Annotated in this window: 23 protein-coding genes and 1 pseudogene; 16 read left to right on the top strand and 8 right to left on the bottom strand. The window is 53.2% G+C overall.

The annotated features are described in order from the left end of the window. Positions 1-83 precede the first annotated feature (83 nt). Positions 84-737 carry a cupin domain-containing protein gene (locus K7H94_RS10720; RefSeq protein ID WP_058769674.1) on the bottom strand — a complete coding sequence of 218 codons (654 nt, stop codon included), beginning with the start codon at positions 735-737 and terminating at the stop codon, positions 84-86. A gap of 374 nt (positions 738-1,111) precedes the next feature. Between K7H94_RS10720 and K7H94_RS10725 the strand changes: the two genes are divergently transcribed. From K7H94_RS10725 to K7H94_RS10735, 4 genes and pseudogenes are all read left to right on the top strand, one after another. After that, entirely contained in the window at positions 1,112-1,402 is a 291-nt protein-coding gene (locus tag K7H94_RS10725) for a hypothetical protein (protein WP_031279201.1), read from the top strand. Positions 1,403-2,122: 720 nt separating this feature from the next. Continuing rightward, complete coding sequence (blaOXA, locus tag K7H94_RS10730) at positions 2,123-2,926, top strand: class D beta-lactamase (protein WP_222951018.1); 804 nt, start codon at positions 2,123-2,125, stop codon at positions 2,924-2,926. 211 nt (positions 2,927-3,137) lie between these two features. Beyond that, positions 3,138-3,233: pseudogene (locus K7H94_RS23005) on the top strand (glutathione transferase GstA); the annotation flags it as partial. A 179-nt stretch (positions 3,234-3,412) separates the two neighbouring features. Beyond that, a complete protein-coding gene (locus tag K7H94_RS10735) occupies positions 3,413-3,889 on the top strand; it encodes a glutathione peroxidase (RefSeq protein ID WP_222952043.1) in 477 nt (158 codons plus the stop codon). Positions 3,890-3,976: 87 nt separating this feature from the next. Here K7H94_RS10735 and K7H94_RS10740 read toward each other — a convergent pair whose 3' ends face one another. Together K7H94_RS10740 and K7H94_RS10745 are read right to left on the bottom strand one after the other, a co-directional pair. After that, the gene (locus K7H94_RS10740; protein ID WP_141495529.1) at positions 3,977-4,507 is read right to left on the bottom strand and encodes a GNAT family N-acetyltransferase; all 531 of its coding nucleotides are present in this window, start codon (positions 4,505-4,507) and stop codon (positions 3,977-3,979) included. 192 nt (positions 4,508-4,699) lie between these two features. After that, complete coding sequence (locus K7H94_RS10745; RefSeq protein ID WP_104186817.1) at positions 4,700-5,026, bottom strand: winged helix-turn-helix transcriptional regulator; 327 nt, start codon at positions 5,024-5,026, stop codon at positions 4,700-4,702. 205 nt (positions 5,027-5,231) lie between these two features. On the opposite strand from K7H94_RS10745, the gene K7H94_RS10750 reads away from it, so the two are divergent. Beyond that, on the top strand, positions 5,232-6,011 hold the full coding sequence (locus K7H94_RS10750; protein ID WP_058757650.1) for an SDR family oxidoreductase: 780 nt from the start codon (positions 5,232-5,234) through the stop codon (positions 6,009-6,011). Between the two features lie 266 nt (positions 6,012-6,277). On the opposite strand, the gene K7H94_RS10755 is transcribed toward K7H94_RS10750, so the two are convergent. Continuing rightward, positions 6,278-6,880 carry a helix-turn-helix domain-containing protein gene (locus tag K7H94_RS10755; RefSeq protein WP_222951019.1) on the bottom strand — a complete coding sequence of 201 codons (603 nt, stop codon included), beginning with the start codon at positions 6,878-6,880 and terminating at the stop codon, positions 6,278-6,280. Positions 6,881-6,923: 43 nt separating this feature from the next. On the opposite strand from K7H94_RS10755, the gene K7H94_RS10760 reads away from it, so the two are divergent. Together K7H94_RS10760 and K7H94_RS10765 are read left to right on the top strand one after the other, a co-directional pair. After that, positions 6,924-7,610: a B3/B4 domain-containing protein gene (locus K7H94_RS10760; RefSeq protein ID WP_222951020.1), complete on the top strand. Its 687-nt coding sequence runs from the start codon at positions 6,924-6,926 to the stop codon at positions 7,608-7,610. Positions 7,611-7,639: 29 nt separating this feature from the next. After that, complete coding sequence (locus K7H94_RS10765) at positions 7,640-8,533, top strand: dihydrodipicolinate synthase family protein (protein ID WP_222951021.1); 894 nt, start codon at positions 7,640-7,642, stop codon at positions 8,531-8,533. Between the two features lie 198 nt (positions 8,534-8,731). On the opposite strand, the gene K7H94_RS10770 is transcribed toward K7H94_RS10765, so the two are convergent. Beyond that, a complete protein-coding gene (locus K7H94_RS10770) occupies positions 8,732-9,625 on the bottom strand; it encodes a LysR family transcriptional regulator (RefSeq protein ID WP_222952044.1) in 894 nt (297 codons plus the stop codon). A 161-nt stretch (positions 9,626-9,786) separates the two neighbouring features. Between K7H94_RS10770 and attM the strand changes: the two genes are divergently transcribed. Next, complete coding sequence (gene attM, locus K7H94_RS10775) at positions 9,787-10,578, top strand: AttM family quorum-quenching N-acyl homoserine lactonase (RefSeq protein ID WP_222951022.1); 792 nt, start codon at positions 9,787-9,789, stop codon at positions 10,576-10,578. Positions 10,579-10,706: 128 nt separating this feature from the next. On the opposite strand, the gene K7H94_RS10780 is transcribed toward attM, so the two are convergent. Then, complete coding sequence (locus K7H94_RS10780) at positions 10,707-12,068, bottom strand: esterase-like activity of phytase family protein (RefSeq protein ID WP_222951023.1); 1,362 nt, start codon at positions 12,066-12,068, stop codon at positions 10,707-10,709. Between the two features lie 287 nt (positions 12,069-12,355). Between K7H94_RS10780 and K7H94_RS10785 the strand changes: the two genes are divergently transcribed. From K7H94_RS10785 to K7H94_RS23150, 6 genes are all read left to right on the top strand, one after another. Continuing rightward, entirely contained in the window at positions 12,356-12,937 is a 582-nt protein-coding gene (locus tag K7H94_RS10785) for a response regulator transcription factor (RefSeq protein ID WP_141495533.1), read from the top strand. A 228-nt stretch (positions 12,938-13,165) separates the two neighbouring features. Then, positions 13,166-13,678, top strand: a complete 513-nt coding sequence (locus K7H94_RS10790; RefSeq protein WP_021506315.1) for a GNAT family N-acetyltransferase — start codon at positions 13,166-13,168, stop codon at positions 13,676-13,678. A gap of 275 nt (positions 13,679-13,953) precedes the next feature. Next, positions 13,954-14,121, top strand: a complete 168-nt coding sequence (locus tag K7H94_RS10795; RefSeq protein WP_222951024.1) for a con-10 family general stress protein — start codon at positions 13,954-13,956, stop codon at positions 14,119-14,121. A gap of 186 nt (positions 14,122-14,307) precedes the next feature. Then, positions 14,308-14,505 (top strand): hypothetical protein, encoded by a 198-nt coding sequence (locus tag K7H94_RS10800; protein WP_222952045.1) that lies wholly within the window; start codon positions 14,308-14,310, stop codon positions 14,503-14,505. Next, a complete protein-coding gene (locus K7H94_RS10805) occupies positions 14,505-15,290 on the top strand; it encodes a hypothetical protein (RefSeq protein ID WP_222951025.1) in 786 nt (261 codons plus the stop codon). Before K7H94_RS10800 ends, K7H94_RS10805 begins: the two co-directional genes overlap by 1 nt. A gap of 78 nt (positions 15,291-15,368) precedes the next feature. Continuing rightward, complete coding sequence (locus K7H94_RS23150) at positions 15,369-15,491, top strand: hypothetical protein (protein ID WP_021506319.1); 123 nt, start codon at positions 15,369-15,371, stop codon at positions 15,489-15,491. A 45-nt stretch (positions 15,492-15,536) separates the two neighbouring features. Here the strand turns inward: K7H94_RS23150 and K7H94_RS10810 are convergent, their stop codons facing one another. Next, positions 15,537-17,888, bottom strand: a complete 2,352-nt coding sequence (locus tag K7H94_RS10810) for a phosphoketolase family protein (RefSeq protein WP_222951026.1) — start codon at positions 17,886-17,888, stop codon at positions 15,537-15,539. A gap of 282 nt (positions 17,889-18,170) precedes the next feature. On the opposite strand from K7H94_RS10810, the gene K7H94_RS10815 reads away from it, so the two are divergent. Both K7H94_RS10815 and K7H94_RS10820 read left to right on the top strand, forming a co-directional pair. Next, a complete protein-coding gene (locus tag K7H94_RS10815; RefSeq protein WP_072208616.1) occupies positions 18,171-18,470 on the top strand; it encodes a hypothetical protein in 300 nt (99 codons plus the stop codon). A gap of 193 nt (positions 18,471-18,663) precedes the next feature. Continuing rightward, positions 18,664-18,864 (top strand): hypothetical protein, encoded by a 201-nt coding sequence (locus K7H94_RS10820; RefSeq protein ID WP_222951027.1) that lies wholly within the window; start codon positions 18,664-18,666, stop codon positions 18,862-18,864. 31 nt (positions 18,865-18,895) lie between these two features. Here the strand turns inward: K7H94_RS10820 and K7H94_RS10825 are convergent, their stop codons facing one another. After that, on the bottom strand, positions 18,896-19,162 hold the full coding sequence (locus K7H94_RS10825; RefSeq protein ID WP_058757637.1) for a biofilm development regulator YmgB/AriR family protein: 267 nt from the start codon (positions 19,160-19,162) through the stop codon (positions 18,896-18,898). Between the last annotated feature and the right edge of the window lie 33 nt (positions 19,163-19,195).

The following is a 19,195-nucleotide window of genomic DNA, read 5'->3' on the forward strand; positions in this document are numbered from 1 at the left end:
AAAGGCCATTAATTAAAAAGGAGGCGCGAACGCCTCCGGTGGCTACAGGGAAATCACATCGACTATCTCTCGCAGGGCACGGTTTACGGCGTAGGGGCGACTTTAGGATTGGAGCTGAACCAGCCACGGCGATCCTGCCAGTTGCCATATTCATCCACAATCGCCCCTTTACTGTTGGCCATCAGGAAATGATAGCTTTCCAGTTTTTTCAGCGACAGCGTTTCGCCCTGATGCTGAATGACGACATTGTGGCTTTGCACCGGACCAAAACTTTTCGGCGTCGGCGGAATATCCGCTGATGCGGCGCCAATTTCTGAGAAGTTATATACCCAGCCATCGAGGACGCGCCATGATTCATGTTTTGCCGGACGTGCCGGCGGCGCGCTAATCGGCATGTGTCGATGCTCCGGAATCATCTGGTTCGGCAGCAGATACATGGTCATAGCGTAATAACCGTAATCCAGATTATTGACCCAGGTGATGCTGGCCAGGCCAACATGCTGATAATCGCCCAGCCCGAAATCATTGACCCACAGCTGCTGGCGCATGGCCGGCGTCAGCGTATGACCATAAGAGGCGAGCAGTTGCGCTATTGCATCTTTCGCTACCTCTTTCTGGAAGACGCCATTTTTATAGAAATCTTTATTGGTATAAACGTGATGCGGCTGAGCCGCAACGGATGCGGTGGCATTGAGCGCCAGTAAGGCCGCAGCGAACGCCAGAGCAGGTTTTGTCATAATTCACCTCCTGTTTATGACAGCCATGTTGATGCAAATAAAAATTTCACCGGCCGGTAAAACGCAAGGGTGGCCAGCGCGGAGAACAGAGTTGCAGATGGCGATGCAGAGGGGAAATTCATTTAGAGAATCGGATCTATCTAATTATCAGATACGGCTGTGCTTTTTTGTGATTATTAACAAATAATCACAGGCTATTCTGCCCGGTAAAGCATCCAGCTGCTGACGGGCACAATTTATCTGCTGCTAAAGAAATTCTTAAAATGTTGGTTGCGCTCGCAATTGTGACAGGCGCGCGGCCAATTGTGTTTGACCTGCTTTTCACATCAATGCACACTGGCGGGCGTGAAAAACGGCAGATGAAGAGCCAAGAGATGTTGCAGAATTATAGTCAGCGCGTCCATTTCTATTACTGCATTCTGGTTGCGTTAAAACTCTATGTGAACAGCAAGAAATCCGGCGGCGTACGCGGGAAAAATAACTTTTTGCTGAAGTGGTTACGCAACGCGCAAAACAACACCATCTTTCATCCTGATATCACCAGTGAAATTGAATGGCTGCGCGGCAAAATTATCAGCGCCGGACCGGATGCCGATTTAGAACCGATGCTGCAATACGTTTACGAGACAGCAAAACGCGCCGAAACGCTGCGTCTCGGGCCGTAATCGCACGGGCTGCGCATTGCATTACCCCTGTCTGCAGGCAAAAAAAGGGGGCAACGCGCCCCCAACCACTACAAAAATTTCATCCCTGACGCCCTGGTGCGGACTCCCTTCCGGCTGGCGCTAATTCTCTTCGCACTGGCTACGCGTTACAGGGTTAGCACCAGCACGCTGATCAATAACCAGCAGCCCGCGCAAAATGCGCCCGCCGCCACCCAGGTTAACGCCCGGGTATTTAAATGACAGACATCGCGTTGCCAACGTTTAACCGGCTGCATAACCACTCCTGAAAATACATTCTCATTATGCCTGGCAGAGGATTGCCGTGAACTGAGGATAAGCTTGTCACGTATTAATATCCCTGACCATCGGATGTGCTTACCGATTGTGTAGGCGCAGGACTACAATCCATTAATTACCGCTTATATCGCCGTCGAGGCGAAAAATGCCGCAGGTGTGCAGATCGCAATAGCGTCTTTTTCGCGCCGTTTGTCATCCGGAAATACGGTTTCGCATCGTTTAGTTTTCCTAAAAAACAGGCGCAGATTAAATCGTTTTTATTTACCCCCGCTCAGGGTTATTAATAAGCACACCGGACGCGATAATTTGCAGATGATAAAGGGATGTGGCGTGACCAGTCTCTTTATGCACGGCCTGACCGCGCTCAGTGCCCTTTCTCAGGGTGTAAATTACGTTAGCATTTAACTTTGGATTCAATCATCAATGAAAACCCGCCTGGCCGTTATGGCCTCTTTTGCTGCGATATTATTTTCACAGCAGGCATTCGCCAAAAACCTGTGCACCCTGATTGTTGACGCTGAATCAGGCAAAGTCCTGCTGGAGAGTGGCAACGACTGCAGTAGAGAAGTCACACCCGCATCCACCTTTAAAATAGCCATCAGCCTGATGGGATTTGATGCCGGCGTGCTGAAAAACGAAAAGGAACCCGCCTGGGATTACCAACAAGGATACCCGGACTGGGGCGGTAAAAACTGGATGAATAAAATCGATCCCACGGCATGGCTAAAATATTCGGTCTTCTGGTATTCGCAGCAGGTTGTTAAAAAAATCGGGCAACATCGCTTTGAAGACTATGTAAAGGCGTTTGCTTACGGAAACGAAGATGTTTCCGCCGTTGACGTCAGCGCCCCCGGTCAGAATGGGGTGTGGGTTATGTCATCCCTGCAGATCTCACCGGTTCAGCAGATTGGCTTTTTAAGGAAAGTCGTTAACCGTGAGCTGCACGTAAACCAGCATGCCTATGACATGACAGATAATATTACCCGCTACGACGTCAGCGTTAAGGGCTGGACGGTGCACGGCAAAACAGGAACCGGCTCACCGGGGAAAAATAATCAATACGATCCGCACCATGCCTATGGCTGGTATGTCGGCTGGGCGACCAAAGGCAGGAAAAAAATTGTTTTTGCCAAACTGATTCAGGATGAACAGGTGTTAACGCCGAACGCCGGCCTGAGAGCACGTGACGAAGTGTTGAAGCAGATGTCGGCGGTCATTGCGCCATGATGGCATAACATACGGATGCCACGGATTTTTATTAACCTCCCGGTTTTCATGCGGCTGACAGATTGCGGCGAGGCCCTTCATTATGAAACTGACGGTTAGCCAGCCGATGAAGTGACCTCCGGACCGCCGCTTATCTTTCTTTACGCAGCGTCGTCAGCAGTGACTGCGCAGCAACAGAAGATTGACCGGATAGCGAACACACCAGTCCAAACTGACGGTGAATCGCTGGCCTGCGCTACTGGCGTACATGGCAAGGATCAATGCGCGCCCTGCTGTGCAGGCGGCTTTGCTGGCAGAGGCGTCTTAGTGAGACTGGCAGACAGAGTTTTGTGCCGGCGATCAGGCTCTGTCTGCAAAGTTAGATGTCAGTGTTATTGTGACAACGGCGCGCAGAAAGTTATGCTGTGCGCGCCAGGCTATGAAGCCCGCTATTGGGCCCGCGTGGCAACATCAACATCGAACCTGTGCTGTTTTGAGGACACTGACATGCCCCCTTTTTATCAGTTTTCGGCCACCAGCCTGACCGGTCAACCTATCTCTATGGCCGATTACGAAGGCAAGGTGGTTCTGGTGGTGAATACCGCCAGTCATTGCGGCTTCACGCCCCAGTACGCCGGCCTTGAAGCGCTCTATCAGAAATATGCCGCGCAGGGTCTGGTGGTGCTTGGCTATCCCTGCAATCAATTCGGTAAGCAGGAACCGGGAAACGCTGACGACATCTCACAAACCTGTCATGTTAATTACGGGGTGAGCTTCCCGATGTTCGGCAAAGTCGAGGTTAACGGCAGCGCAGCGCACCCGCTATTTCGCTATCTGAAAGCGGAACTACCCGGCGTGCTGGGCGGACGGATTAAGTGGAATTTCACCAAGTTTCTCATCGGACGCGACGGCCAGCCGCTGAAACGCTTTGCACCGATCACGCCCCCGGAAAAAATGGAAGCCGCGATAATCGCTGCACTTTAAGGTGGAGCGTTGCCGGATTCGCAGCATTAATTTTAGAGCACGGCGGAAATTGATGGCATCCGGCGGGAGACAGTGTGCCCCGCATATTTATTTGTTATTCCACTTGTCCTGAGTCAAGGTGAAAAGCAAGCTTGGGGGCGCACTTTTCACATCATGAATTTCTCGTAAGTACTGCAATCCTGCCCTGGTTAGAACTTTTTGCGAGGCCAGATGATTTGCCCGTACTACAGCAGATATTTCAGCCAACTTTATTTCACCAAAACCATAGTCGACCGTATACTTAGCAAACTCTGTCGCCAGCCCTTTTCCCCATGCCTCTGTAGAGAAGCGATATCCAAGGTTATTGATTGATAAATCGGCATAGCTCCTGATGCTGAGTCCGCCAAAACCAATGACTCTCCCCGGATTGTCCGTCAGCGCGATAGCCCAATTACCGAAACCGTACGTTTCCCAGTGCTGAAGCCAGCGAGCCAACACCTGACGTGCATAATCAATATCGGGATACGGACCTGCGGGGTTGAAGGTATTTGTAGCAGGGTCGCCATAAATTCTGAAAAGATCATCAGCGTCAGATTCAATTACCGTTCGTAGATGAAGTCGTGTCGTATCTGCCTGCAAAGAAACCTCCTGAACTTACCGTTTATAAACCACGTTTTCTTACTATTTTATCGCGGGGCAATCACGGGTTCATAACAGGGACGTTAAATTTAATTTTATGAAATTCTCAGTCACTACGAATAAAAGCACGCTTTATACCCTAAACACCAGCCTGAACAGGTTAAATTTGATCAGGCTCAGCGTCCTGGCCGGTTAAGTCGGGCGTTTTTCCGCCCATTTCAGCATGGCATCAAGAGCAGGACAAAGTGCCTGTCCCCATTCAGTGAGTCGATATTCCACTTTCGGTGGCACCTGAGGATACACCATCCGCGACACTATACCGTCGGCTTCCAGCTGTCTCAGTTGTTGCGCCAGCATCTTCTGCGAAATACCGGGAATTAATTTTTCAAAATCTGAATAGCGCTGTACTTTGCCGTCGAACAGATGAAAAAGGATGATTAATTTCCAGCGCCCTTCCAGCAGTTGAATAACCTGCTCCACTCCGCTTGCGGCTGATTCCGGACTGTATAACTTACTCATCATTCAGTAACTCACTTTTTTGTGCGTACTTGTCAATTTAACAGTCTATGTGGAATATGACCGTACTGTAAACAAAGGGAGTACAGGTCTATGCCATTCACATTACGGCTTGCTATTTATGACGACTTCGTAATCAGCAAGGGTGGCGATATTGCCAGCATTACTGATTATGGTACTGCCACTTCAACAGACCGGAGATTCTTCAATGCCATGTGATCTCGATTTCCACGGTAAACGCATATTGGTCACTGCGGGTACCAAAGGTGTGGGTAAAGCGGTAGTTGGGCTATTCAAACAGCTGGGTGCAACAGTATTAACAACCGCACGCCACGCATCCGCAGAATGTAGGGCAGACGCTTTCGTAACGGCAGACCTGACCACGGTTAAAGGGTGTAACTCAGTCGCGGAAGCCGTTCAGACACATCTGGGAGGCGTCGACATCATTGTTCATGTGGCCGGCGGTTCTACCGCACCCGGTGGTGGCTTTGCAGCATTGGGTGAAGAGGAGTGGCAACAGGAGCTCAATCTGAATCTGTTGCCCGCGGTACGTTTAGATCGTGCGCTGTTGCCTGCCATGCTGCAGCAGGGGGGCGGAGTGATCATCCATGTCACTTCTATCCAGCGAGAACTGCCCTTACCAGAATCAACCACGGGTTATGCAGCAGCGAAAGCGGCGCTGTCAGCCTACAGTAAAAGCCTGTCGAAAGAGGTTGCGTCGCAGGGGGTTCGGGTGGTTCGCGTGGCACCCGGCTGGATCGAGACCGAAGCTTCAGTGGCCATGGCGGAACGGCTGGCGCAGCAGGCAGGAACAGATTACGAAGGCGGTAAGCAGATCATCATGAAGGCACTTGGCGGTATTCCGCTGGGACGCCCTTCTCAACCCATTGAGGTGGCTAATCTCATTGTCTTCCTCGCATCATCTTATGCTGCCGCGATCACCGGTACTGAATTTGTCATCGATGGCGGTACTATTCCAACGGTGTAGTCAGATATCCTCATCGACCCATTCGGGTAGCGATCCGGATATTTTATATACCTTAATAAGGCGCCAGCGGCTATTAGATCAAGCCATGTGCGATATCGACCTGGCCGCTGTGTGATATTCCCCGACTCTTTGTCGCAAATATCCGCTCCTCGCTCATGGCGAATACACAGTCCGCCTGGTGGCAGAAACGGACATGAATAGCGAAAACCAAGGATGATTATTTGCGCACAAATCAGGGCTTCTTTGGCCGTTTATTGAAAAAACGCTTATGACGCTTTTTCATTCACCGTCATGATAAAGTTCAGCGTGTTTTCTCCCTGGTTTGCGTAGAAATGTGGAACATCGGTTTTGGCTGTAACGGAAAATCCCGCCGTTACCTGAAATACGCTCTCTTTCACGCCAAGCGTGAGGGTTCCGGATTTTACGTGCAGTAGCTCCAGCGTGCCTGAGGTATGCCCGGGTGATTCAAACTTTTCGCCTGGCCGCATTTCCCACAGCCACAGCTCAAGCATATCGGGTCCACCCGAGCCGGCCAGCAGCCTGGCGCTTCCCCCTTTGTCTCCTGTCCAGAGTTCGGGGATGTCCGTATCAGAGATGATGTGCACATCAGGCCTGGCGCTGACATCAACAAAATCCGCCACGGACACGCCCATGGCAGCAGCAAGCCGGCATAGCAGCGCAATGCTGGGGTTAGCCTTACACCCTTCAATTTCTACCAGCATCCCCTTACTGACACTGGCTTTGCGGGATAACTCATCGAGAGAAATTTTTCTTTGTTTACGAAACTGCTTAATCCGCAGAGATACGGCTTCGTTAACCGTGTTGACATCTGCGCCGGCAAAGGTCACTAAATTGACTTTTTTGGTCATTGGTCGCTATTATGAAATAAAATGGTCATTACAGGATTATCGCGTGTTAATCGTATCTGCGTCAATTTCCCCTGAAGTCTATCAAATCGCCCCCGGTTTTCAGGCGCTCAGCATCAGTGTACAGGCAGCGCCTGTCGTGAATCCGCACGTCGGGGTAACGGCACTGAAGGCGGCCTGTGAGGCGGTGCTGTCAGATTCCCCCAACTGGGCTGAATCCCATCTGGCCGCATGGGCCGATGTGTTTCAGAAATTTGGTGCCAAACCCAAACGCACGCCCTGTTCTGCTGAGGCGCTACGCAAACGCGTGCTTCGCGATGGCACCCTGCCCGCGCTCGATCCGGTCGTTGATCTTTATAACGCTGTCAGTCTGCGTTATGCCGTGCCCGTAGGGGGAGAAAATATTGCCGCGTACCGGGGTGCACCTCGCCTGACGGTGGCAACAGGCACGGAACCCTTTGATACCATGAAAGAAGGGGTTATGGCGGTGGAATATCCTGCGCCTGGCGAAGTCGTCTGGTGTGATGATGCCGGCGTAACCTGCCGTCGCTGGAACTGGCGGCAGGGAATCAGGACTCGCTTAAGCGTTGAAGCGCAACACATGTGGTTTATTCTGGAAAGTCTGCCGCAGATGCCGCTCGATCAGCTGCATGAAGCTGGAAAGATGCTGACCGACGGCCTTGAAGAAATGATGCCCGGACGGCAGTGTAACGTCACCCTCATCGGCGAGTAACACCTTTAACTCAGTTCTGGAGACTCTGCATGTTCACCGGCTTGTCTGCTTTCCCGTTAACGCCTGTCACCGCGCGTGGTGTCGATGAACAGGGATTCACGAAGATCCTGGCTCGCCTGACGGCAGCCCGTGTCGATTCGTTGGGTGTTCTGGGTTCAACCGGCAGCTATGCTTACCTGAGCAGGGAACAGCGCAAACGCAGCGCAACGCTGGCCCGTCAGGTTGCCGGGGAGATTCCCGTGATGGTTTGCGTGGGTGCTATCAGTACCGATGCCGTACTGCATCTGGCTGAAGATGCGCAGTCCGCAGGCGCTGCTGCGCTGCTGCTGCCGGCGATGAGTTACCAGCCGCTGCGTAATGAAGAGGTGTATGCCCTCTTTGAGACGGTTACCCGACATGCTTCAGTACCGGTTTGTGTTTATGACAACCCCGGCACCACGCATTTCCGCTTTACCGACGAACTGCTCGGGCAGCTGTCGTCACTGAAAGGGATTCGCTCAGTTAAAATTCCGGGAGTACCGGATACCCCCATCGCTGCGGTTGAACGCGTCGCAGCATTACGAAAACATCTTCGTCCTGGCGTGACCCTGGGTATTAGTGGTGACGCCAGTGCCGGGCTGGGGCTGAATGCCGGTTGTGAAGTCTGGTATTCCGTTTGTGGCGGTATCTTCCCGGAAACCGCTAAACAAATTACGCAGGCCGCAGCCATTAACGACGCTGAACGCGTTACTGCCCTAACTCACCGCCTGCAACCTTTATGGGATCTGTTCCGTAAGCATGGCGGAAGTCTCCGCGTGATCGCAGCGGCAGCAGGCATACTGGGGCTGACCGATGCCGACTGTCTGCCTCGTCCCCTGTTATCCTTATCGGCCGCAGAGGTGGCAGAAGTAGCAGCAGTGATGGCCGCTTTGGACCTGAAGTAACGCGCCGGCGGAATCGGTTCTGCGCCGGGCAGTTGAATATCTGGCAGGGCCAAAACCTTGATGATGGGCTTTGATCATTAACGCCACTGACCGGGTGGGTTTACTCACCCGCGCAACGCGTGAGGTTGTTATGACTGCTTCCCGCTTAAAGCGGAACCTTATCCTGCCAGCATATCTGCTTTGTGCCAGGCGCAGACGTTATTCATATTCCATCATTTCAGACAGAGAATTTTTTAGATAACGCTCCAGCAGACCAACACAAATTCGCGTTTCATATGACATCATGCCAGCCGGTGGATGGAGCAACCAGGCATTAAAAGGCGGGATCGAATAATGACTTAAAATGGGGATGAGCGAACCCTGTGCAATTTCATTTCTGCAAACCGGAAATTGCAAAACACCAATGGCATGCCCTGCTAATAAATAGGAGAGCACACTTCTCCAGTGCGTGGACTGAAATTTAACGTTGACGGGAACATTAACGAGTTGGGCTTCAGAGGCGAGCATTGGAATGCGATTACTGGCAAATACGCCAGAAACAGCAGCAAATGGATAATCAGTCAGCGCATCCGGAGAGCGTGGATAACCGATTTTAGCCAGCAAAGAGGGAGAGGCCAGCAACACTCTGCGCACGCTACCAAGTGGACGTGCGACAAAAAATCCTTCTGATATCTCTCCCAGCCTCAGGGATATATCCACCCCCTCAGTGACGGGATCGATGATACGGTCGTTAAAAATGACATCGATCTGCAGCTCCGGATGTTCGTTCTGAAGCTGTAACAACGCAGGCATCAGCAAGCTTTCTCCGGCAGAATAAGGCGCCGCGATACGGATTTTGCCTTGCAAAGCCTGATTTTCTTCATTCACAGAAAGAGCGTGCTCTGCCGCCTGAATCGCCGTTTTACTTCGCTCATAAAACACATTACCGCTATGTGTCAGAGACATATTCCGCGTGTTGCGCCTCAGTAAACGCGTACCAAGATGTGCTTCCAGTTTTTCAATTCTTTCACTGACGGCAGGCTGGCCAATGCCGAGATCGCGGGCTGCAGCCGACATGCTGCCCCGCTCAACCACCCTGATGAATATGCGCATTGCAGAGAAGAGATCCATGTAGCGATTATATTGGTTTTGCCGATAAATGTAATTCGATACAGGTATCTACTGCTCTTCTACGAGATGATGAAAACTCATCGTTCAGGTAAGGATTCAGCAAATGTTGATCTATAAAATTGATTTTCAAATGGAATACAACCATGTCATATATCAAACTTTTCATGTTCCAGTCAGGAACGCAGCAATGTAAATATCAGCATATTCGGATGAATCAGGGCGCAGGCGAACGTTATGAAATTCCGGTTCCCTGGTTTCTGCTGACCCATCCGGAGGGTTTTACCCTGATTGACGGTGGTCTGGCTGTAGCAGGATTGAAAAACCCTGCTGCCTATTGGGGAAAGGGTATAGAGCAGTTTAAACCGGTGATGTCAGAAGAACAGGGCTGTCTGGAACAGCTTAAAAGGCTTGGCATCGCTCCAGAGGAGATCCGCTATGTGGTGTTGTCCCATTTGCACGCTGATCACACTGGCGCAATTGGTCACTTCCCCCATGCCACTCATGTGGTTCAGAAGCGAGAGTTTGAATATGCCTTAGCTCCTGACTGGTTTACATCGGACGCCTATTGCCGACACGATTACGATCGTCCTGAACTCAACTGGCTTTTTCTCAACGGATTGCCTGAAGATAACTATGACCTTTACGGTGATGGCACGATAAAGTGTGTTTTCACGCCAGGGCATTCACCGGGGCATCAATCTTTTCTTATCAGCTTACCCAGCGGTAAACATTTTATGCTGGCGATTGATGCGGCTTACACCTTAGATCATTACCATGAGAGGGCGCTCCCTGGACTGATGACGTCAGCCACGGATGTCGCTCAGTCCGTCCGAAAACTGCGTCAGCTAACCGAACGATATAACGCGACATTAATACCCGGTCATGACCCTGAAGAGTGGGGAAAAATCAGGCTTGCTCCAGCCTGGTACAGTTGAATTATTGCTCACTCATTCTTTTACATATTAAACCCGGGTCCGCGATGCCCCCCCGATGAAGCAAGGGAGTCATTCAGCCTTTAGCATTTTCGTGCTGGCACCGGTGTTCTGCGCCAGCACGGCAGCCTCTACGGTTGCAGCGGTTCCGCCAGCGTTATGATAAACAACTCACTGTCCGAGCTGGCTTTATCCAGCGGCTTCACGCTGATGGTGGTGGCAACCGGCTTGTCATCTACCGTCAGCCTGCCCTGGTCGTTGACCCGATAATCCTTGCGCTTCTTACCTTCCACCGGATTTTGCAGCACCATTTTCACGCCGAAGTCATTGTCATTGATGACCGCCAGCGTGTTACTGTCGATCAGCGCCAGCCCTTCGGCCTTCTCCTGCTGCCAGCCGAGTTGACGCAGATCCACCACCCGCGTTTTCGTTGCCAGCACGATGCCGCGCTGCGCCAGCGTTTTTGCGTCGTCAAACTCCGGGTAGTCACCAGCCTTATCGAATGTGGCCAGATCGGTGGCCTGACTGAGATCCACCTTATAGATAAGGTTACGCATCGCGTCGTCTTTGTCGCTGCCCTGCTCAATCAGCAGGATGTGCTGATTATCGATCGCCACGATATCGCCAATTTTCGCGTCGCTGTTTTTACTGTACGCCTCGCTGTCGATAGGGTAACCATACATCGCGGTTTTCCCGGTGGCCGGATCGAAGCTCACCAGGCGGGTAAAGCGTGCCTGCTTTTTACTTTTCCCGTTGATATCCAGCGTACTCTGCACCGCGGCGATGATGCGTCCATCCGGCATGCGCGTGATCCCTTCAAAGCCACGATTTGGCTGACGCCATTTAAGAACGTTCGGCAGACCACCCGCGATCGATTTTTCCCCTTCCATGGCCTGCGGCCCGTGAATCGCCAGGATCCTGCCCTGCTTATCAACGTTAATCAGGAACGGACCATACTCATCGCACAGCCAGTATCCGCCCTTCCCGTCCAGCGTAATGCCTTCCGTATCCAGACCCCGGTTATCGCCCTGCAGTACTTTCAACTTATCGCTTAGCGCGATCTCATTGGTTGACCCGATGACGCCATTCTGCAGCGGCAAGCCGTTAATGTTGCCCTTTGCGTCGTGCAGCGGTCGGGCGTCCGTCGCCTGCGCTTTGCCGTTCTTCACCTGGATATTCATCAGCAGCGGCGCGAAGTCCGGCGTGACGAAAATTTTCGATTCCTGTTTACCCATGTCAGGCGAGTCGGCGTTCGGTCCGCGATCGGTGACGGTCACAAAGTTGAGCGTATCCCCCTGCCTGCCGGTAAACAGCAAACCGGAACCGATGCCTACCGGCAAACCCTCCGGAAACGCGCTGGCGAACGCACCGCTGTAGCTGACGCGCGTCCCCTGAGGAAAAGTGACGCTATAGTGTTCGGTTTGCGGCTGCGCCGCCAGCGTGGATAACGAGAGGGTACAACCGAGAATCAGGGAAAGGGTTTTTCTTTTCATATTATTCATGTCCATACAGAGGAGCTGACACCCTAAAGACTAAAAATGACAGGAAAATGAAATGGCAGAGCAACAGTGGCGGCTGACATCATCCCGGGCGATCTCCCCGGTTCGCAACCGCACCGGTTTTGCTTCATTCATCAGAAACCGGCTTGCCTGTTGTCCCCCTGCAGCTCAGCCATCCCAGACATTTCTCAGCCTTTTCCTACAACCTGACGCAGGCCGTCTGATATCGGCTCAGCGCGGTTTCCGTTCAAATGGGTTAACCGCGAGCACAGGAGGAAACAATGCTGAACATCTTCACTATGGATAGCGACCGCTGGATTACGGAAGGTCTGCGCCTCTACTTTTCCGGGCAGATGATAAGCTGCCTGACGCTCACCTCGCCGGATGACCCGATCCCTACCGGACGCGGGCGTAACGTGGTGATCAGCGAACTGCATTTTGCCAGTAAAAACCTGGAAGAGACGCTGCGTAGCCTGCTGCTGATGCAGCTCAAAACACCGGGCGTCGAGCTGGTGATTCTCACCGACATCAGCGATGAAGCCGTGCTGAATTACGTGGCCCGCCACCTGAAAGAAGCGCGGATACTGAGTAAAAAATGCCCGCTGGCGACACTGGTCAGTGCGGTGCTGACGCCGGAAAACGTTGCCGCCGTCGCCGCACCGCACGGCAACGCCGATGTGCTGACCGAGCGCGAGTTCACGCTGCTGCGCTGGCTGGCGGGTCCGCGCCGCATGACGGAGATCGGGCATGCGCTGCACCTCAGCAATAAGACCATCAGCCACTATAAGAACACCATCTCACGCAAGCTGGGCTGTAAAAACCACATGGATTTTTACCATCGCCTCACCAGCTACGGCTTTTAATTCGCACCCCCCGCCTCAATTCAGGATGTTCAGCCCGCTGGACATCCTGCGCCTGCCTCCTTTCCTGTTAAAAAATCAAAACATTCAGCCAACATCCTTACCGCAAAAGGGATGACACCCGGTTTGATTCGCGCATAATGACGGGTCACCTGTACGGGCAGGATGCCCGCTGACACCCCCACTCTGCCGTAACGCAGGATAAAACATAAAAACTGAAGGAAGACTGGCATGGAATTCACCATACGCAACGCGCAGCCTGATGATGCCGAACTGCTGCATCAGCTAGGGCGCATGACTTACAGCGCCCACTTCAAACATATGTGGGTCTCCGAAGCCGAGCTGGATGAATTCATCGACAAAGAGTACGGCCTGGCCGAACTGCGCAGCAGCCTGGTGGCCCCCAACGAAAGCTGGCTGATTGCCGAAACCAACAAACCCATCGGCTTTGCCAAAGTGACCTGGAACACGCCGGTACCGGACTCCGGCATGAGCGGTGCCCAGCTGAATAAGCTCTACCTCAATCCGCAGGAAACCGGTAAAAACTATGGCCGGCGCATGTTCGAAAGCATTATCCACGCCGCGCGCGATAAGCAGGAAGGCTATCTGTGGCTGGAAGTGATGGGCGAGAACGTGCGCGCACGCAAATTTTATGAAGCCTTTGGCATGCAGCACATCAAAGACATTCCTTTTATTACTGCTTCGCAGCAGAGCATCCTGCAGATTTTAGGCATGGTTATTTAGCGTGGCTCACGGCGCCGGGTCAGCTGTCTGGCCCGGCCGGTTGGCTGCACTGGAGTGTTTCATTTTATTACTTCACCGCCGCAAAATTTTTAAATAAGCGCAGCGACAGCGCAGAATTATTGTTATTTCAACAAACTAAGATAAAAAATAAAAATGCCCTTTTTATGCGCCGTCACGCTTGCAGAAATAGCACCAGCGATTAGTATTAAATACGCAACACGCACATGACAGCGCAACAACGTCATGTTATTTATTACTCATGAAGAGGATATATTATGACTCAGCATCGAGGCGGTTCAGGTAATTTCGCAGAAGATAAACAGAAAGCATCAGAAGCCGGTAAAAAAGGCGGACAGCACAGCGGCGGCAACTTTAAAAACGACCGCGAAAAAGCGTCCGAAGCCGGTAAAAAAGGCGGTCAGAACAGCAATCGCGGCTCGTGATTCGCCGGCCAGCACAGGATGAGGCGGCCATGGCGCAGGGAGCGCGCCGTTACCCCCCGGATTATTGTCTTACCCTGCGCTGACTTTCCTCACGTTTAACAGATAACTCTGAAACCGCCTGAATCTGGCAGAAAACGTTATATGATCAATTAACTATTTATTGCCTTACAGGAACAGCCTGCCGTGATATTGCGCTATTTTATCTCTTTTTTTTCCAGTCCGGAATCATTACTGCAGGTGATGAGCCGCCAGGATATTCGTGAATCCATTCAGGAAGGTGACCGGATTATTATTGACGAAGACGGTAACGCTTCGGTTAATCCTCTTAGTCCACAGGTACAGCAGGACTTCGCCGATCATATTAAGCGCTTAAAGGATATCTGATGGGAACCGCGATATTTATGGTGCTGATGGTCTGCGGCTACTGGTACACCAGTCGTGATATGTCCAGCCGCCTGAAAATAAAACGATCCTTTGGCTGGGACGTCTATTTTCTCATTGCGCTGTACGGCTGCATTTTTGTCGTTCAGGGCGTGGTCGCCACCGGCCTGGTCTGGCTGCTGCTGCTGGCGGCCTCGGCCATCAATAACAGCCTGGCGCTGTCTGCCGATCTCCATGCGCGCTGGCACGTCGATTTCATGACCTGGAGTTTTCTTGGCATTCAGGCACCGGTGGTGATCATGCTGGCGTTTGCCGTGCTGTTTTGTGTGTATCGTTCCAATGCCGGCAGCGCGCGGCTGACCGCCGGCAGTCGCAAAGAGCTGTATCAGCGCCTGTCGCGCTCTAACGGTATTGAACAACTGCTGCTGCACTGCATGGAAGAAGGTGAACTGGCCTGGGTCACGCTGAAATCGCGCCGTATCTACATCGGCATGATTCACGCCGCCACCTTTGAATATCCCAGCACCGCCAATATCGTGCTGATTCCGATGCTCAGCGGCTACCGCGATTCGCGCACGCTGAATCTGGCGATTGAGCATAACTACAGCCGCTGGTATTACCAGCACGAGATTAGCTTTGTCTCCAAACCCAAAAGCGCGCTGGAGTTCCGTAAGGTGCTGATGGTCGACCAGATTGAAAGCCTGTCGCTGTTCGATCCGGCCAGCGCCAGCGCACTGGCTATGGGGAAACATCAGCAAACTGAGAAGCGGCAGAATGTTCCGGGCTGAGCCGCGCAGCCGCCCTTTACATCCGCGCAATTGGCAACGGTGGCGCGGGTTCACATGGTAACCGTTAAGGAGTATACAATGACCGATCGTCCCGTTCACGGCGACCAGCCGGATTACGATCCGCGTAAAAACAGCCCCGAGCCGAAGCCGAAAGATGACGAAACCAGCGCGCCTGAATCCGGGGATAAACAGGCCGAATAAACCATAAACCGCCTTCTCAGGCGGTTTTTTTTCGCCCGGCCCGGATTAGCCCGGCCACAGCCAGTCACGCACTTCCGGCACGTCTTCACCGTGTTCGCGCACGTAGCGATGGTGCTCCGCGATGCGCTGCTGCAGGTCGTCGAGCAATTCAGGATGGCGATCGGCCAGGCCCGGCACATGCAAAATCGCCGCCTGCGCCAGATGATAGCGGTCCAGTTCGTTGAGCACCGTCATATCAAACGGCGTGGTGGTGGTGCCCTCTTCGTTAAATCCGTGCACGTGGAAATTGGCGTGATTGCTGCGCTGATAAGTCAGACGATGAATCAGGCTGGGATAGCCATGAAAGGCGAAAATCACCGGTTTGTCGCGGGTAAACAGCGCATCGAAATCCTCTTCCGACTTACCGTGCGGGTGCTGCTGCTGCGTCTGCAGTGCCAGCAGATCCACCACGTTGACCACGCGAATGCGCAGCGCGGGCAGATAGTTTCGCAGCAGATCCACCGCCGCCAGCGTCTCCATGGTGGGCACATCGCCGGCGCAGGCCATCACCACATCCGGCTCGCCGTCATCGCTCGCCCAGCGCCATTCGCCCATACCCGCCTCACAGTGGGCAATGGCGCTGTCGATGTCCAGCCACTGCGGTGACGGCTGCTTGCCAGCGACAATCACGTTGATGCGATCCCAGGTGCGCAGACAGTGATCGCCCACCCACAGCAGGGTGTTCGCGTCCGGTGGCAGATAGATGCGCACGATATCCGCCTTTTTGTTCGCCACGTGATCGATAAAACCGGGATCCTGATGGCTGTAACCGTTGTGATCCTGGCGCCAGACATGTGAAGACAACAGATAGTTGAGCGAGGAGATCGGCTGGCGCCAGCCCAGCTTGCGCGTCACCTTCAGCCATTTGGCGTGCTGATTGAACATCGAATCGATGATATGAATAAAGGCTTCATAGCAGTTGAACAGCCCGTGTCGTCCGGTGAGGAGATAGCCCTCCAGCCAGCCCTGACACTGATGCTCGCTGAGAATTTCCATCACCCGACCGTCACGCGCCAGCTGCTCATCATACGGTTCGATGTCTGCCATCCAGCTGCGGCTGGTGACGTCAAAGACCGGCGTCAGGCGATTCGAGGCGGTCTCATCTGGCCCGAACAGACGGAAGTTATCGGCGTTGCGCTGAAAAATCGCGCTGAGGTAGTGGCCGAACTGCTTAGTGGCTTCGCCGCGCTGGCTGCCCGGCGCGCCGGTGTCGAGCGCAAACTCGCGGATGTCCGGCGTGTTGAGCGTGCGGCGCAGCCGTCCGCCGTTGGCATAGGGTGAGGCACTCATGCGTTTATCCCCCTGCGGCGCCAGCGCACGCAGTTCCGGCCTGAGTTTACCCGCCTCGTCAAACAGATCTTCCGGCTGATAGCTGCGCAGCCACTGCTCTAACACCTGCCGATGCGACGCGTCTTCGCGACATGCCGCCACCGGCACCTGATGCGCACGCCAGAAACCTTCCACCTTTTTACCGTCCACCTCTTTCGGGCCGGTCCAGCCCTTCGGACTGCGCAGCACAATCATCGGCCAGCGCGGGATCGCCTGCTCTGTCTGGCCGCTGCGCGCCTGCTGCTGATAAGCGGCAATTTTATCAAACGCGTTATCCAGCGCTGCCGCCATCTGCTGATGCATGTCGGCCGGTTCGTGCCCGCAGACAAACAGCGGCTCATAACCGTAACCGCTGAACAGCTGCTGCAGATCGTCATCACTGCTGCGCCCCAGCAGCGTCGGGTTGGCAATTTTGTAGCCGTTCAGATGCAGAATGGGTAGCACTGCACCATCACGCTGCGGATTGAGGAATTTGATGCCGTGCCAGCTGGCGGCAAGCGGCCCGGTTTCGGCTTCGCCGTCACCAATCACGCAGGGTACGATCAGCTGCGGATGATCGAAAACCGCGCCAAACGCGTGCGACAGCGAATAGCCCAGCTCGCCGCCTTCATTAATCGAGCCCGGCGTTTCCGGTGCCGCATGGCTGGGAATGCCGCCAGGAAATGAAAACTGCTTAAACAGGCGCTGCATGCCTGCAGCATCTTCACTGACGTGCGGATAGATTTCGCTGTAACTGCCTTCGAGCCAGCTATTCGCCACCATGCCCGGTCCGCCGTGCCCCGGACCGCAGACGTACAGCAGATCCACCTCGCGCTGGCGGATGATGCGGTTGAGGTGCGCATAGATAAAGTTCAGGCCGGGCGTCGTGCCCCAGTGGCCAAGCAGTCGCGGCTTGATATGCCCGGGCTGCAATGGTTCGCGTAACAGCGGGTTGGCCATCAGGTAGATTTGCCCGACGGACAGATAATTGGCGGCGCGCCAGTAGCGATCGATCAGCGCCAGTTCATCGGCGGCACTCGGATTGGTCATGCCCTCTTCTCCTTTGGTTAGCCATCAGTTAACCCTAATAGAGGATAGGCGATGCTGCGAGCCAGACGGTATTTCTGCACTGTCGCTATTAGCCGCTGCGCTTATTCAATCTTTCACGCAAATAGAAGCGCAGCGGTAAAAGCTGTACACGTAAATATTTTTTTCATTTTGTGCACTATTTAATGGGTCGTGACCCGCAAAACTGGCGCTTTTTCACTTTTGGTCTATTGTGCCTTTTACAGGTAATACCAGTAGAAAATAGAAAAATAAAAGGATCCTAAAATGGACTATAAAATGTTCGCTAACCGACTGCAGCAGTGGCCGCAGTTACATTTTACGGCGATTGAACTGCAGCAACGCGAGATGACCTGCGAGATCTACGCCACGGCGGCTGAGCACCAGACCATGAGCCAGCTGTTTATTTGTCGCGCCAGTGACGAAAAAAATGCGCAGGAATTAATCAGGCAGTACCGCAGCTGGCTGCATAAATTCAATCTCGGTCGCAGCAGGCGCGATAATTCCCGCCCGCCGCGCAGCGTGTCGGTGAATGTTCCGGGCGCAATAAGCGCAGCGCTAAAATAGAGTTATCGGCACGCTCAACCATTTTTTAGTTGCATGAATCTGCTACAGCAGCGTATTACTATTCGCGCAGCGTGATAACACCTGGCAATGTGTCTGACGAATAACCAGTGCCATTTTCACTGACAGCAGAAAAAGGTGTTGGGTTGTTATCACCTGTGTAACACTGTACGGATATACAAGTCCCGGAGGTGACGTGAAACAAGTTAACCGTCCTGCATCGGATCTGTATGCGCTGATAGGCAGCGCGGTGACGGAGTTTATCAGGGAAGGTAGCGTGTTCAGGATACATGACGTGACGCAGGTGCTGCATACGATGAAAGCAGACGCGCGTGATGAGGATTTCCGGCATCGCTGCGATGCTGCAATAAGGCTACTGGCAGATCTTATGCACTGAACCAATCCCCGCCTGCGCGGGGACCTCTGAGTCAGGCGTCGTCTGGCGTATAACCCACCACAATTTCCAGCGTTCTGCGCAGCACACTTGCCTGCGCTTCATCCTGTGTCGCTTCCAGCGCCATAATCAGACAAAGAATGATAGATTTGTTACTGACGCGGCCTTCGCTGGCCAGCACGCTACGAATGATATCATTCAGTACCGCGGCTTCTTCACTCAATGCCACTCCGGCATCGCGAAAATGCGCCGCCAGTTCCGTGTCCGGCAGCGCAGAATAGAGAGAGTGATTCTCCGACATCGTTCTTTTCCCGTACTGTGAGCAATACAGTCA

This window comes from Pantoea dispersa, from assembly GCF_019890955.1.
Lineage (GTDB): Bacteria > Pseudomonadota > Gammaproteobacteria > Enterobacterales > Enterobacteriaceae > Pantoea > Pantoea dispersa.

Coding starts and splice junctions, on each gene's coding strand:
- K7H94_RS10720 (WP_058769674.1), bottom strand. CDS start 737: ATGACAAAACCTGCTCTGGCGTTCGCTGCGGCCTTACTGGCGCTCAAT.
- K7H94_RS10725 (WP_031279201.1), top strand. CDS start 1,112: ATGTTGCAGAATTATAGTCAGCGCGTCCATTTCTATTACTGCATTCTG.
- blaOXA (WP_222951018.1), top strand. CDS start 2,123: ATGAAAACCCGCCTGGCCGTTATGGCCTCTTTTGCTGCGATATTATTT.
- K7H94_RS10735 (WP_222952043.1), top strand. CDS start 3,413: ATGCCCCCTTTTTATCAGTTTTCGGCCACCAGCCTGACCGGTCAACCT.
- K7H94_RS10745 (WP_104186817.1), bottom strand. CDS start 5,026: ATGAGTAAGTTATACAGTCCGGAATCAGCCGCAAGCGGAGTGGAGCAG.
- K7H94_RS10750 (WP_058757650.1), top strand. CDS start 5,232: ATGCCATGTGATCTCGATTTCCACGGTAAACGCATATTGGTCACTGCG.
- K7H94_RS10755 (WP_222951019.1), bottom strand. CDS start 6,880: ATGACCAAAAAAGTCAATTTAGTGACCTTTGCCGGCGCAGATGTCAAC.
- K7H94_RS10765 (WP_222951021.1), top strand. CDS start 7,640: ATGTTCACCGGCTTGTCTGCTTTCCCGTTAACGCCTGTCACCGCGCGT.
- K7H94_RS10770 (WP_222952044.1), bottom strand. CDS start 9,625: ATGCGCATATTCATCAGGGTGGTTGAGCGGGGCAGCATGTCGGCTGCA.
- attM (WP_222951022.1), top strand. CDS start 9,787: ATGTCATATATCAAACTTTTCATGTTCCAGTCAGGAACGCAGCAATGT.
- K7H94_RS10780 (WP_222951023.1), bottom strand. CDS start 12,068: ATGAAAAGAAAAACCCTTTCCCTGATTCTCGGTTGTACCCTCTCGTTA.
- K7H94_RS10785 (WP_141495533.1), top strand. CDS start 12,356: ATGCTGAACATCTTCACTATGGATAGCGACCGCTGGATTACGGAAGGT.
- K7H94_RS10790 (WP_021506315.1), top strand. CDS start 13,166: ATGGAATTCACCATACGCAACGCGCAGCCTGATGATGCCGAACTGCTG.
- K7H94_RS10795 (WP_222951024.1), top strand. CDS start 13,954: ATGACTCAGCATCGAGGCGGTTCAGGTAATTTCGCAGAAGATAAACAG.
- K7H94_RS10805 (WP_222951025.1), top strand. CDS start 14,505: ATGGGAACCGCGATATTTATGGTGCTGATGGTCTGCGGCTACTGGTAC.
- K7H94_RS23150 (WP_021506319.1), top strand. CDS start 15,369: ATGACCGATCGTCCCGTTCACGGCGACCAGCCGGATTACGATCCGCGT.
- K7H94_RS10810 (WP_222951026.1), bottom strand. CDS start 17,888: ATGACCAATCCGAGTGCCGCCGATGAACTGGCGCTGATCGATCGCTAC.
- K7H94_RS10815 (WP_072208616.1), top strand. CDS start 18,171: ATGGACTATAAAATGTTCGCTAACCGACTGCAGCAGTGGCCGCAGTTA.
- K7H94_RS10825 (WP_058757637.1), bottom strand. CDS start 19,162: ATGTCGGAGAATCACTCTCTCTATTCTGCGCTGCCGGACACGGAACTG.